This is a genomic window from Krasilnikovia cinnamomea, from assembly GCF_004217545.1.
GTDB lineage: Bacteria > Actinomycetota > Actinomycetes > Mycobacteriales > Micromonosporaceae > Actinoplanes > Actinoplanes cinnamomeus.
The window spans coordinates 611376-625448 of record NZ_SHKY01000001.1; the positions used below are offsets into that span (position 1 = coordinate 611376).

Annotated in this window: 10 protein-coding genes; all 10 read right to left on the reverse strand. The window is 72.7% G+C overall.

Annotated features, from left to right (window positions below; all coding sequences use genetic code 11):
- Positions 1-249 precede the first annotated feature (249 nt).
- Positions 250-1236, reverse strand: a complete 987-nt coding sequence (locus tag EV385_RS02600; RefSeq protein ID WP_130513024.1) for a DUF932 domain-containing protein — start codon at positions 1234-1236, stop codon at positions 250-252.
- A gap of 1144 nt (positions 1237-2380) precedes the next feature.
- Positions 2381-3562, reverse strand: coding sequence for a MarR family transcriptional regulator (locus tag EV385_RS02610; protein WP_130507991.1), 1182 nt, complete (start codon positions 3560-3562; stop codon positions 2381-2383).
- 372 nt (positions 3563-3934) lie between these two features.
- Positions 3935-4333: a hypothetical protein gene (locus tag EV385_RS02615; RefSeq protein WP_130507992.1), complete on the reverse strand. Its 399-nt coding sequence runs from the start codon at positions 4331-4333 to the stop codon at positions 3935-3937.
- Positions 4334-4462: 129 nt separating this feature from the next.
- Positions 4463-5131, reverse strand: a complete 669-nt coding sequence (locus EV385_RS36010; protein ID WP_423203094.1) for a C40 family peptidase — start codon at positions 5129-5131, stop codon at positions 4463-4465.
- Positions 5132-5484: 353 nt separating this feature from the next.
- Positions 5485-6294: a replication-relaxation family protein gene (locus EV385_RS02625; protein ID WP_130507994.1), complete on the reverse strand. Its 810-nt coding sequence runs from the start codon at positions 6292-6294 to the stop codon at positions 5485-5487.
- A 65-nt stretch (positions 6295-6359) separates the two neighbouring features.
- Positions 6360-7973 carry a type IV secretory system conjugative DNA transfer family protein gene (locus EV385_RS02630; RefSeq protein WP_207229734.1) on the reverse strand — a complete coding sequence of 538 codons (1614 nt, stop codon included), beginning with the start codon at positions 7971-7973 and terminating at the stop codon, positions 6360-6362.
- Positions 7970-9400: a hypothetical protein gene (locus EV385_RS02635; protein WP_130507996.1), complete on the reverse strand. Its 1431-nt coding sequence runs from the start codon at positions 9398-9400 to the stop codon at positions 7970-7972. Before EV385_RS02635 ends, EV385_RS02630 begins: the two co-directional genes overlap by 4 nt.
- 25 nt (positions 9401-9425) lie before the next feature.
- Positions 9426-11195: a VirB4 family type IV secretion system protein gene (locus tag EV385_RS02640; protein ID WP_130507997.1), complete on the reverse strand. Its 1770-nt coding sequence runs from the start codon at positions 11193-11195 to the stop codon at positions 9426-9428.
- Positions 11192-12130, reverse strand: coding sequence for a PrgI family protein (locus EV385_RS02645; protein ID WP_130507998.1), 939 nt, complete (start codon positions 12128-12130; stop codon positions 11192-11194). The genes EV385_RS02640 and EV385_RS02645 overlap by 4 nt, the downstream gene beginning before the upstream one ends.
- Positions 12130-13890 carry a TrbL/VirB6 family protein gene (locus tag EV385_RS02650; RefSeq protein ID WP_130507999.1) on the reverse strand — a complete coding sequence of 587 codons (1761 nt, stop codon included), beginning with the start codon at positions 13888-13890 and terminating at the stop codon, positions 12130-12132. Before EV385_RS02650 ends, EV385_RS02645 begins: the two co-directional genes overlap by 1 nt.
- Between the last annotated feature and the right edge of the window lie 183 nt (positions 13891-14073).

The following is a 14073-nucleotide window of genomic DNA, read 5'->3' on the forward strand; positions in this document are numbered from 1 at the left end:
CGTAGAGCCGGATCGGGTGGAGTCGGGTGAAGGCGCGCTCGTGGCCGTGGCGGCGGATCGCCGCCGGGCCGGTGGCGCTGGTGCCGGGCCGCCGCCGGGCGGACGGCACGGCCCCGGTGGGCAGCGCGGGCCGGGCGCGCGGGCCGTCGCCGAGCCGCATGCGCGACGCCGGGCGGGGTCGCCCTGCCGGGGCCGGGGCCGCCGTGCGCCACCAACGGCGGCGGTGGCGGCCCCGGTGCCGCAGGCGCATCACACGGCGAGCAGGTCGAACGCGCGGGCCTTCACCTCGGCCCCGGCCCCGGTGAGCGCCCGGGTAGCGCGGACGGTGTCGGTCTTGGCGGGGGCGAAGTGGTCGACGTACTCGGTGATGGCCTGGTATCCGGCCCACCGAGTGCCCTTGATCGCCTTCTGAGTGTCCGCGTCCCGGATCAGGTACCGCAACGTGGAGGTCCGCTGTTTGGCGTTGTTCTTCGCCACGTCGGAGGCGTCGTCGGCCAGCGGCCACACCTCAGCGATGATCTTCTCGAACTCGCCCATGGTCAGCGCCTCGTTGAGCATCTTCTCCGCGTCGGTCTCGAACGCGGTGAAGTGCTTCCACACCAGACCCAGCGCCTCGCGGGCCTCGCTGATCTGCGCGTGAACGTTCGAGGTGTGCCGGAACGTGTACGAGCCCTGCGACCGGGCGTAGGCCATGCGCTGGGTGTTCGCGCACACGATCCGGACCGGGGTCGCGTCCAGCCGCAGCGAGGCGGTCCCGTCGTGCGAGGTGGTGGCGGCCAGGTAGAGGTCCATCCGGTCCACCCCGGCGATCTCCATCGCGTCGGGGAGCTTCATCGTGACGAAGACGCTCTTGCCTTTGCGCATCGAGCCGGCCGTGTCGAAGTGCGCGCCGGACTCGTCGACGAGCAGGTTCAGCATCTCGGCGACCTGCTCGTTCTGCACGGTGGCGTAGTCGTCGCCGACCACGCCGAGGTACTCGGTCGCCCCGGTCTGGGGGTTGGTCCGCACGGTCATCCACTTGTCGGGGCAGTCGACCTTCGTGACGCCCTTGGCGTTGACCTCGATGCCCTGCAGCGGGATCTTGCGGACCTCCCAGCCGCCGAGCCATGCCTTGGTCATGACCTGCTCGGCGGTCATGCACTCGTCGGTGATCTGGCCGAGCTGGTGCCACGCCGACTGGCGGGCAGAGGCGAAGGCAGTCTCGCCGTTCGCGAGACGCTCGAGTTCGTGTGCCATGACAGGTGTTCCCTTCCGATGGTTAGTGATGCGGTGTGGGTGGCGCCGCCGCCGGGGTTCGCGTCCCGGCGGCGCGCCGTCACAAGCAATGTTTCCTACCTCCACGGGGCGATCAAGGCCGTCGGCTGGAGCCGATGAAGGTTTCTGCGGCCAGTCTGACGGCCGCGATCCGGGGCGGTCACCGGGTGCCGGGGCCGGGGTGCAAACGCCCGTCCGGGCCGTACACATAGGCGCGCACGGTGCGGAACGGGGCCGGCAGGTAGACGGTGAACCCGTGTTCGGGCAGGTACATCGACCGGCAGGTGCGTGATGCCCAGCCTGCACCCGGCGGGTTTGTCGCCGTGCGAGCCGGGCGGCATGATGCCCGCGCTCGGCCGGTCGGCTTGGGCGCGCCGGTGCCGGGCGAGGGCAACGTGTAGGCACAACGTGACCGCGACCATGCACTCCGGACGGCCGGGCGGGTCGGTGTAGCGGCGTAGCTGTGCCGCGCGGCGACGCTCGCACGAGTGGGCTGGACAGCGCGTGTGCCGATGAAGGCCACGAGCGATTTCGTCGGTTCGCCGCACAGCGAGCACCGCCGTTCAACCGCAAGCCTGGTGGAAACGATCGTGTTGATTGTCGTGAAGTCCACGTGCCTACCGCCGCTGCCGGTGTTGGCGTGCACGTTGACCGGCGGAATCGGCAGGCCGCGCCGGGCGTCTCGCGGCCGGGCCGCCAACCCGGGCGGAAGGTCCGGCGTCGGCCGGCCCCAGGGCCGGTGCCGGTCACCGGTCGGCACCGCGCGGGGTGTCCACCGTGACCAGACCCGGCGCCGTCGCCCCACGGTGGGCGTCTGTCGAGGCGGGTACCGGGACCGTGGGCGCCGCACCGGGCGGGCGTCGGCGGGACGGTAGCCGGCCGGGCCGACGACCGGACACAGCGGTTCGCCGTCCGGATGTGACCAGCGCGACCGGGGGCCGGCGGCGGTCACCCATTGGCGGGGCGGGCACCGGCGGGCCGGCTCGCCGCATTCCGGGCACGCCAGGTGGCGGCGTACCCGACGGATGTGGATCTTCATCGAGGGGTCTCCGTTCGGTGGGGTGGTGCGAGGTCGGCGTGCGGCGGGGCCGGGACGCTGCCCGCGCCCCGGCCCCCGTGCGGGTGGTCACGCTGCCCGCGCCTCGTCGTCGGTCGAGGCGTCCGCCGCGTTGTCGGTCTGGGTGTCGGGCGCGTCGGTGGTGGTGTCGCTGATCGCGGGGCGGGTCATCAGCGCGGCGACCTCGTCGGACGGGGCCGGTGCGGTGTCGGCCAGGGCGTACTTGACGGGCGCCTCGCTGGTCAGCACCACCGCCCCGGCGGCGGACAGGCGACCCAACGCGTTCAGGCACGCGCCTGAGCTGCGGCCACCCAACTCCCGGCCCACGGTGCCCGGGGTGACCTCGTGACCGGGACCGAGGTCGCGCATGAACGCTTCCACCTGGTTGCGCAGGCCGTTCTTGCCGAGCTTCGACGTCCCGTCGGTGTTGACCTCACCCGTGGTGCGACCGGTGCGGCGGGTGGTCACGGTCGCGCCGGTCCGCACGCGGTGACGGTGCCCGCATGTGCACACGCACTCCCGGTATGGGGCCGCGTTGGCAAGGTCCACCGTACTCAGATCGGCGTCACCGCGAACCCACAGTTCCGGGGCGGCGTCGCTGCCGCCCGGCTGGCGCACCGCCGCCCCGGCAACCTCCATAGCGGTCAGCACCCGCGCCACCACCGGACCGCGAAGCCCGGATTCCTCGGCCACGTCGGCGGCGGTCACACCGTCGGGGTGGTCACCCAGGACGCCCGCCACCATCACGATCTTGAAGTGGTCCGCGCTGCCCGACGGCGCACCCGATACCGGCACAGCGGACACCGGCACAGCGGGCACCGCCGCCGCCAGCGTCGACCCCGCCGCGTTGCTGGCGTCGTCAGGCTCATCGGTACCTGCCGCGTCGCTGGCGTCGCCGGGCTCGTCAGCACCGGCGGCGTCGGATGTGACGGCGACGTCCTCGGTGGGGGCGTCGTCCGTCGTGAGGGCATCGTGGGTGGTGATGGTGTCGGCGGGCATGTCGGTCTCCTCGTCAGCGGTGATGGCGGCGGTGGGGCGCCAGATGTCGGCGGCCTTGCGGGTGCCGTTGGTGGGGCCAGGCGTGCGGGTGGCGGTGCCGTCGTTTTCCATGGCGACCAGCACCTTTGCGGCGGTGGAGGCGCCCACGCGGGCGGCGGCGGCGAGGTCGCGGGTGGTGATGCCGTCAGGGTGGGCGATCAGGGTGCGCGCGATGGCCTTGGCGGTGGGGGTGGCGGTAGCGGCGGCAGACATGACAATGACCTCCACAGAAAAGGGGGAAAGCGAATTCCGCATTCGGCGCCGGTGCGTCTTTGTCTTTGCGGTTTCGCCGGGGCGTTTGTTGGTGCCCACGTCCATGGACGCTCTGCACACGACTAATGTCAACCCGGGTGCCGAACTTTTTCGGGCCCGCCCGGGCCTCGGTTTTCGGGATGTCGCGCTCATGTTCCTAGCGTTTGCGGCCGCTGTGCGCCACGCTCAGCGCCTACTGATTGGCGCCGGCATATCGGTATGGGGTGCGCGTGCCGTGGGCCGGACGGGGGCGCTGGGCGGGCACCGATTTTGCCGGGAACACGCCGCGCGCCCGGCCAGTCGGCCGGGCGCGCGGGATGCGGGTCGGTGCGGTTACCGCATGGTCGCGTTGATCATGGCCGTGAGCCCGTCAGAGATGGCCCGCCACTGGTCGCGGTTCGGGGTCTCACCGGGTGCGCCCTGTAGTTCGATGTGGTGCACAGCCCCGGTGCCGTCGGCGGCTAGCACGATGCGCTGGGCGGGCAGGATGACGACGTATGCGGCCAGGTCGCCGTCTACCGGGACGCGGCGGGCGGCGGGAATCATCTCCGCCAGGGTGTCGCCGATGGCATCTGCCGCGAGCCGGTCGGGCGCGACGGGCAGCCGATGGCCGGTGATGATGCCGTTATCGATCTCCAACGCGTACACGGTCGGCAAGACGCTACGGGCGCCGTAGTACCCGGCAGCCCTAACGACGGCATCGGCGGTGCGGCTGTGCGGGGTGGCGGTCATGTCGTTGCACCTTTCGGGTCGTTATTGCTACCTACCCATGGACGCTCGATTAGCCGCCTAAGTCAAGCCCGTGAATGTGCGGAATCTCTCTTTATCGAATGCCGCTTGTCGCGCCGTTGTGGATTTCAGTTATTGCGGGACGACACGCCGAATGGTGGCCACGTCGGACGCCCATCCGGATAGGCGGCTGATCTTCACGACGTCGCCCGTTTTCGGGGCTTGGATCAGCAGCCCGGACCCGAGCGCCATGCCCACGTGTCTGGGGTCGGCGCGGGTGCCGTCGCTGCCCGGGATCAGGATCAGGTCACCGGGGCGCACGTCGGCCAGGCTGCCCACCGGCGTCCCCGCGTGGACCTGTTCGTGGGTGGTGCGCGGTAGCCGGATGCCGGCCGCCCGGTACGCCTGTTGCATCAGCGATGAACAGTCGCACTGGTGCGCCGGGACGCCGGAACGTGGGGCGGTGCAATCGCCGCCGAACGTGTACGGCGTGCCCAACTGTCCCAACGCCCACCGGATAGCGACTACCACCGGGGCCGGGGTGTCGGCCGGCAGGGTGAACCCTGGCGGCAGCGCCGGCAGGTCCCCGCCCGGCCCACCGACGATGCCACCGTCACAGGTGATCCCGCCCGTGTACGCGGCGGCGACGATGGCGGCGGCGGTCGCCTCGTGTGTGGCGTACGCGTCCGGGTACGCGCTGCGTTGCACGGCCTGCGCGGCGTCGGTCAGCGGCAGTGTCTGCCACCGGGGCACTGCGAGCAGGTGCCGGTAGAACGACGTGGCCGCGTGGTCGGGGTTCATGATCTCCGCCGGGGTGCCCCACCCCTGCGACGGCCGTTGTTGGAACAGCCCCAACGAGTCGTGATCGTTGGCCGCACCGAGGTCCCCTAGGTTGACCAGATCGGACTCCTGGAGCGCGGTGGCGACGGCGATCACCCACCCGCGCGGCGGCACCCGCAGCCGCTGCCCGACCCCGACGATCACGGCCGCGTTGCCCGCCTGTTCGGCGGTGAGCCCCGCCGGGGTCGCGCCCGGCGTGGTGGCGACGGCGGTGCACGCGTAGGCGGCACCGCCCCCGAACACCGCCCCGATCACCCCGGCGGCAGCGGCGACCAGCACCACCAGCGCCGCCACCGCCACCGCGACCCCGGCTGCTAGCCGTCCCACGGCGCGCCGTCTCCGTGCGGGGCGAGGTCAGCGAGGCTGACCCGCCCGGGGTGTCCGGCGACCCGCCACACCGGCCCCACCGGGCCGGTGTCGGCCGCGTGGTCGGCGGCGGCGGTCGCCACGGTCACCGCGTCGGGCACCCCGGTGCGGGTGAGGTAGGCGTGGAAGTTCAGCTCCCGGGCGCCGGTGGGGAACCAGAACAGCACCGGATACGCCCACGACGGCGGCAACGCCGCGTAGCCGGTCAGCTTGCCTGCCACCCGCGACAGGGTTTCGGTGCCGAGGTCGGCCTCCAACCAGAACGGCACCGCCCGCGTCCCGGCCACCCACACGCCGTGACCGTCCGGGCGGACCACCGCGCCAACCTGTTCGCGGCATCGGGCCTCGTTCCACCACCGCCGCAACCGGGTACCGCCGTGGGTGCGGGCGTGCCCGGTCAGCGCCACGAAGAACCCGTTGACGGTCACCAGGTGCGGCAATGTCGGAGACATGGCGACTCGGGCGGTGGCGTCGCGCACGGTGGCCGGGCGGGGCAGCGTGTCACCGCGTCCGGCCGCCAGGATCGCCGCGCCGACCGGGCCGAGGCACCACCGCCAGGACTGCGAGCCGGGCCGCGTGTAGTGGCGGAACCGGTCGAGGATCTCGCGGGTGTAGAGCTGGCCCAGGCGGATGCGGGTCCGGGCCAGGGAGGTGAAGGCGAGGGTGTGGATCTGCTCGGTGGTGAAGGTCTTGTGCGCATCGAGCAGGTCGAGCAGGAGCCGGTCTCGGGGGGTGAGTCTGGTGAGTTCGCCGGCCACGACGGACGCCGTCAGGCGGGCACCGGTAGGGGCAGAGCGGGCAGTGCTGGTAGGAGTGGTATCTCTTATCGGTCGGTTCCGTTCCACCAGTCCTCCACAGGGCTCGTGACGTGCGCGTATGACGTGTCATAGGGGGCGTGTTCACCGGCGTTTCCGTCGTCGTGAGCCGCCTCGTGAGCCGCCTCGTGAGCCGTCATCTGAGGGGTCACCAGTGACCGCTCGGGGTGCAGCGCGAAGTTGTTCGGCTCCGACGGCGCAGGCACCATCACCGGGGCGGGCTGCTCCTGCTCCGGGTCGGCCGGCGCCGTGTTGGCCGCGCCGAGCAGCTCCCGGCGGGTCTTGCGGGACAGGCCGGTGTGCTCCCGCGCCGCCCGGCGCAGGACCTCGGCGCGGCCCTTGATCGGCGGCGGTGGGGGCTCGGTGTCGGCGGTGGCCGGTGGCACCACTCGGCCGTTCGCCACGGGTCGCAGGACGATTTCGTAGCCGCCGAGGCGGATCAGATCCCCGTCGTCCAGGTACGGGCGCAGGTGGCGGGCCTGGTCGATGGCGTCGCGCGGCGCGAGGGCGAAGTACACCTTGTTGCGGGCGTTGGCGTCGATCGCCTCGGCCATCTCTCCGGACAGCTGGCCCAGGTACTGGTGTGCAAGGACGAACGAGGTGTGCAGGCCGCGGGCCTCTGCGAGGGCGTCATCGATGCCGATGGGCAGGTGCAGGAAGTTGTGGCACTCGTCTAGCACGACCATGCAGTCCGGGCGTTGGTTCTCCGGGATGCGGGCGCGGGCGGTGGTGGCCTGCCACAACCCCGCCAGCAGCAGGGAGCCGATGAGCCGGGTGCCGTCCTCACCGATGACACCCTTGGGCAGCCGGGCCAGTAGCACGCCGCCGTCGAGGATCTCGGCGAAGGAGAACGTCGTGGCCGGCATCCCGAACAGCGACTGCGCCATGGGATGCGCGAGCACCAGCCGGAGCCGGGACAACAGCGGCGCGACCAGTCCCGCGCGCTGCCCAGCGGGAAGGGCGTCGAAGCCTTCCCAGAAGTCGCCGAGGGTGTTGCCCTCCCACGCGTTCAAGCCCCGCACGACGGCTTTCACGCGCTCGGCCCGCCACTTCGGATCGGACAGCAGCCGCGGCAACTGGGCCAGGGTCGCGCCGGGCAGGTGGGCGAGGGTGAGCAGGCCGTGGTAGCAGATGTCGGCGGAGCGGTGGCCCCACCAGCGCGCCCACACCTTCGACATGACGGCGGTGAGATTCGCGGCCACGTCGTGCGGGGTACCGCCGTGCACGGCCGGGTCGAGCAGGTTGATCGCCGGTGGGGCCTTGCCCTCGTCCGGGTCGATCAACACCAACCGATCCCCGGCGGACCCGGGCATCCGGTCGAGCAGATCCCGGATCAGATCGCCCTTGGCCGGGTCGAACGCGGCCACGCCCCTGCCCGCCTCGATGTCGTCGAGGATCATGTTCATCAGCAGGGTGGTCTTGCCGGTGCCGGTAGGGCCGAGCGCGTGCACGTGGTAGCGGCAGTCGGTCAGCGAGATCCCGATCCTCGTGCGGGGGCCGGCGTTCGCGACACCGATCACCTTCCCGCCCAGGCCGTAGCGCTCATCGAGCGGAACGAGGTTGAGGCGGCGACCCTCCGGGCGAGGGCCCGCCGAGGCGGTCTGGTCGTGGTTGGGGGTCACGGGGCGCTCCACACTGCAGACGGTTCGTCGGTGTCGTCATCGGGCTTCGCCCGCTCGTCCGGCTTCGGCGCGATGGCCTGGCGGTGGCCTGCCATCTCCTGACCGGAGGTCCGGGTGGTGGTGCGGAAGACGTCGCGGCTGCCGGGACGGCGCCGGGACGCGGCGGACGGCAGGCCGTAGGCGGCCGGTTCGGCGGGCAGCCCGGCCAGCGCGGCGGCCTCGCCGACGGCGGCGAGGCTCATCCGATCCTCGGGCACCCAGCGCTGGGCCGCCGCGGTGGTGCCGCCTCGCAGCCGCCGGCGGGTGAAGTGCGCCGACAGCAGCCCGAACCCGCTAGTGATGTCGGCGGCGGCCGACAGCGCGGCGGCCTTGGTCGGTCCGGCGCCGGTGGCGTAGACGGCGACGAGCAGGTGCGGGGCGGCGCTGAGCTTGCCGCGCGCCTGCCGCGCCAGCTCCGCCAGGTACGGGTCGGTCCGGCCGGACGCGTTCCGGCGCGGGCCTGGGCCGGGGCTGAGCAGATTGAGCGTCGCCAGAATCCCGGCACGGAGTGCCTCGGCGAGCAGACCGACGGCACGGCTGGCGCCTCGGGTCTTGCGGGCGCGTTCGGGGCGGGTGGTGGCCCGGCGCAGCATCCGCATCCGGTGCGCCGGTGCCCGCCCGATGTGGACTTGCAATAGGCCACCGCCCGTGCGCCCGGCCGAAGCCAGCCCGTCGAAGACGGCGCGCAGCCGGTCGTCCTCCGGACTGGAGGTGTCCACCCGACGTGTCGTCGAGGGCAGGTCTTCAACGAGGGGCAGCCAGTCCGGCTGCGTGGGTAGCAGGGCGAGGGTGGTGGCGATTCCGCCCCGCACGACCGGCGGGGCGGCGTGTTCGGCGCGTACACCGGGCCAGGCCCGCTGGAGCAGCCGTAGTACGGCGGTCGGGTTCACCCCGGGCGGTAGCCAGAGTCCGGCGCGCATCCCGTGCGGGTCGGCCTGGACCTCCCACACGATCCGGGCCGGGCGCAGCGCCCACCGCGACGGTGCCGGAAGCGCCGTGGCCAGCAGCCGCCACAACCCGACGGTTGCGGCCGGTGTCGCGGTGACCGGCGGAATGATCTGCAACCACCGCGCCCGCCCCGCGTGGGCGCGCCACACCCGGCGCCGCCACACCCGCCACACCACAGTGAACGTGACCAGCACGGCGATGACGGCGAGGAACAGCGGCCACCGGACACGGACGAACTCGACCACCGCGGCGGGGGCCTTCGGTCCCCAGGTCCCGCACAACAGTTCCCCGAGCACGCCGTCGGGCGTCCCGGCCTGGCCGGGCACACACCCGGCCGATGGCGACGGCGACGGCTCTGCCAGCAACGAGGGGTGTGACAGCGGGACCGAGAGGTGTGACAGCGGGAGGAAGGGGTGTGACAACGTGGAGATAAGCGACATGATGGGCTCCGATGCGGCAAAGGGGCTATCGGCGGGTGGCGGCCGGACCGGTGACGACAAGCTCGTGCTCCACGTCGGAGGCCAGGCTGTGAAACGCCACCCGCGAAGATCCACTAGCCAAGAGCGCATCTCCGCGTGAACTGGACAGCAGGAACGCCCGCTCGCCGTCGGTGAGCCCGAACGCGTCGGTGACGGCGTCGATGGCCTGCGTTGCCTGCCGCAGCAGCACCTGCGTGGCCGCGTTCGAGACGACCGCCCGGCCGACCTCGGTCGCGAGCACGTCGGCGGCGTCCTGCGTAATCACGGACAGCCCGGCGCCGTACTTACGGGCGGACTTAGACAGCCGGAACAGGAACTGCGCGCCGAGCCCGGCGCGGAGCATCAGCCACGCCTCGTCCACCAGCACCAGCCGCCGGACCTCCGGCCGCGACTCGGCGACAGCGCGGCGGTTGGCGGTGCTGACGGTGCGCCAGATCGCATCGAGGATCAGCAGCGTCCCGACCGGCTTCAGCTCATCCGGCAGGTCTTTGATCGCGTAGACGACGAGGTGGCCTTCGGCGGGCGTGGTGGTGGGACCGTCGAACAGGCCCTTGAAGCTGCCAGCCACGTACGGGTGCAACCGGGCCGCGAGGGTGCGCCCGGCGTCGCCCGCCTCGGTGAGGGCTTCGGCGAGGTCGGCCAGCAGCGGGGCCGGGCGCCGCCAGGTGCGCGGGTCGCTGGTGATGCCCTTGCCCCGGTACGCGGCCAGCACCGCGACGTCGAGGGCGGCGGCCTCCTGCGGCGGGATCTGGCCGGTGCCGGTCAGCACGGCGACGAAGGTTTGCAGGAACAGCGCCCGCCGCACGAGGGCGTCGTCGCCGTCCCCGGCCGACAGATCGAGGGGGTTGATCCGCACCCCGGGGGTGCCGGGCCGGATGATCGTCCCGCCGACCGCCTCGGCCAGGCGCAGGTATTCGTCTTCGGGGTCGATGACGAACGCCTCGACACCGAGGTACAGGTTGCGGAGCAGGTCGAGTTTGGCGAGGTAGGACTTGCCCTCACCGGAGCGGGCGAGGATGACGGAGTTGTAGTTCGACTGCGCCCACCGGTCCCACACCACCACCCCCGGCGAGTGCAGGTTCAGCCCGTACAGCACGCCCATCCCGGTGTCCCCGGCCGTGGTGGGCAGGTCCGGCGACGTGAACGGGAACGCGGCGGCGAGGGCGTCGGTGTCGAACACCCGCTTCATCCCGAGGGCGTCGAACGCCAGCGGCAGGCCGGTGATCCAGCCCTGCAACTGCCGCCAGGTGGCCGGGGCGACATCGAGCAGCAGCGACGAGGCGAGGGCGCGGACCTCGCTCACCCGGTCGGCCAGCTCGTCTTCGGTGTCCGCATGGACGGTCAGGTAGAGGCCGAGGCGGAACAGGCGGGCTTCGCCTCGGGCGACGCGGGCGGCGAGCTCGGCGGCGTCGGCCGCCGCGGCGTCCAACTCGGGGTCATCAAGGCGCCCCTTCGAGGCGTCCTGCCGGCGGGACGCCTCGAACCGGCCGCGCTGCTTACGCAGCCGCTGCGACGCCACCACCGGCGGCACGGGGTCGATGTGCACGGACACGTCCACCCGCCCCGGATACGCGAGCAGTGGCTCGAGCCAGCCGGGGCCGACCTCGGCCGGATATCCGATGACGGCGAGCGCGGCGGTGTAGCCGTCCCCCACCCGCACCGACCGTCCCCCAACCTCAACGGCATCCGGGCTGCCGGGGACGACCGTCCCCGGCTCGGGGACGGCAGTGTTCCGGTTGCGCGCGAACAGACTCACGGCTCCTCGCTTCCATCAAGGTCGGGGACGGCCCGTCCCGGCGGCGGGGACGAAGGGGCGGAGGGGTTGAGGGCGCCGGCCAACGTGAGGGCGGCGTCGGCCGGTTCCAGCACCCGCGCGGCGACCTCGCAGCCGGACAGCGCCCGAACCGTTTCGGCAGCCTGATGGGCGGTGGTGGCGGGGCTGCGGGTGCTGCGCACCGCGACGGTGACGTGCCGGTGCAGCAGCTCCCGGCGGGCGCCGAGGTCGTCCAGGAAGGCCGCATGCGACATCGCGGCGTGTTCCAGGGCCGGATCCGGCAGGCTCGGCGCCTGTGCGGCGATCCGGTCGGCGAGCTGCGTCAGGTCGACGCGTTGCGCCCGGACGAGGATCTGCGCCGGGCCGTCCAGCGAGTGCAGCCAGCGGGCGAACCCGGCGACGAGGCCGTTCTGCTCGGCCGGGGTCCGCAGCCCAAACGCCACCGTCGACGCGGCCACCAGGCCGGTCGTGCCGTCCGAACCCAGATCGACCAGGCCATCAGGGGTGATGCCCTTCGCCGGGAGGCGCAGCGGGGCGGGCAGCGGAAGCCGGTCCCCCGGCCCCCGCGTGGTCGCCACCCACGCCGGGGCTGCGACGATCGGCCACTCGGACGGCACGAGCCGGTGCGGCGCCCGGCGGTGACGCCACCCGGCGAGCAGCCACCGGTCGAGGCCGATCCCGTCGCGGCGACCGACCGCCAGGAAGAACGCCGCGCCCAGGATCGGCACACTGCACGCGGCGAACACCACCGGCGGCACCACCGTGGCCAAAGCCGTCCAGGCCGCGTAGAGGACGAGGCCGGTGACGGTCAGGATGACCAACTGCCGCCCGGTCATACCGAACGCGATCCGATCCGGGCGCTCCACATCAGCGGGCACCCGGGCGCGCAGCGGCGCATCATCATCACGGCGGCCCATCACTTACCCCCTCCTTCTCGGGGACGGCGCCGCGCTGGCGGCGGGGACGGCGGGGACGAGGCCTCAGCCCGCCGGGACGGCGGCGGGGACGACGCCGCCGGTCGGAACACCGGAGCCGCGCTGCCGCGCGGTCGCGGCGCAGACGGCGGGGACGGCGGTGGTGAGGCGGCCGGTGTCGGTCGAGGCGTCGGGGACGGGCGCGGGGACGGCTGAGCGGCCGGACTCGGCGACGGGGACCGGCGCGGGGCGGCGGGCGCCTTGGTCACCGGCGATGGAGCGGCCCGGCTGGCCGCGGACCGGGGTGCGGCGGTAGGCCGGGAGGCAGCGGTAGGCCGTGTCCTCGGGTTGGGCGGTGCGGACGAGAACACCGGGGTGACCGGTGCCGGTGGCCGGCGCGGCGCGCTCTGCGGCCTCTGCGGGTTCGAGAACGTTGCCGCAGGCGGCGGCCCCGTCGGGGTAAGACTTGCCGGACCGGGTGTGGTGTTACTGAACGCCACCGGAGCCGCACGCCCAACTGGTCCAGTAGTGGTCGGCTGTGGAGGGTTGGGGTGTGAAAACGGGGCGGCCGATGCTGGCGCGGTGGGGGTCGCCGCCGGGGTGGCGGGCTGCTGGGGGTGGCTGAACGTGGGTGCGCCGGTGGTGCCAGCGGGCGCCGCCGGCGGCGTTTGCGTGGTGGGGGAGTTACTGAACGCCACCGGGCCGGGCGGGGACGGCCGCACCGGTGCCGGTCGCGGGGTACCCGCCCGCCCCCGGGTGGCGGAAACGGGCCGAGCGGTGCTCGGCCGCGCCCCGTTGCTGGTGGTGGCTGCCCGCTGGCGCGCCGCCGTCCTAGCGGGGTGGCTGCCTTTGCCGATGAACCCGGCGGCGGTGCCGAGGGTCTTGACCATCACGTACGCCTGCAGGAGCTGCCCGATCAGCCCTCGGCCCTGGCTGCGCAAGCCCAGCGGTGCGAGGACGAACTGTTTCATCAGCCCGGGAAGCTTGACCAGTAGCCACAGCATCGTGACGCAGACCAGCACCCCGAGCAGGCCACTGGCGGTGGCGGGTACGCCGAGCAGGACGAGGCCGGACGGGGTGAGGAACACCTTCACCGTGGCCAGCACGACCACCGCTTGGGCTAGTTGCAGGCCGAGGCAGGCGAAGAACGCCCGCCACCACACGTAGGCGATGCCCTCGGTCGGCGGTGTCGCGTGGCAGGCCAGCGCCAACGGCGCGACCCCGACGAGGACGACGAGTAGCGCGATGCGCAGCAGGAACGTGATGACCACGACGATGCTGAGCACGACGACCGCGATGACCAGCACCGCGAGCAGGATGTTCGGGTTGGTGCCGTTCAGCGGCTGATCCAGGATGCCGAGGATCGCGTCCGCCGCGGTCGGACCATCGACGCCCTGCCCGGCAATCGCGGCGGTCAGGGCGTTGGCCGCCTCGATCGCCTTGCCGCACAGGATCAGGCTGACGTTGGAGATCACGGCGCCGAGGACCAGCCGTGGGGCGATCTGCTTGAACCCGTACTGCGACTGCACGGTTTCGCGGGAGGCGACGATGAAGCCGCCGGCGATGATGAACAGCACGTAGATGCCGTTCGCGGCGACCAGGCTGGTCGTCCACACCGCCTTCACGTGCGCGCTGCCCGTCAGATCCGGGGTCGACAACGCGGTCCGGCCGAGGATATCCATCACCGGCTTCAGACCGGTCTTGGCCACCCACAGCAGAAACTCGCTGATGGCCTTGCGGATCTGCCCGGGGATGTCGAACATCCCCGGCTCGTCATCGGCATCCCCGGCCCCGTCTGCCGGGGACGGAGCTGGCGTCGGCGGGGACGAAGGGACAGCCGGTGTTGGTCCGCCCGTGGGCGGGGTGGGGACAGGGGACGGCACGCCCGGGGCGGGGGCGGGTGTCGGGGACGGCGCGGCCCACGCCGGTGCCGCCGTGGCGGGACA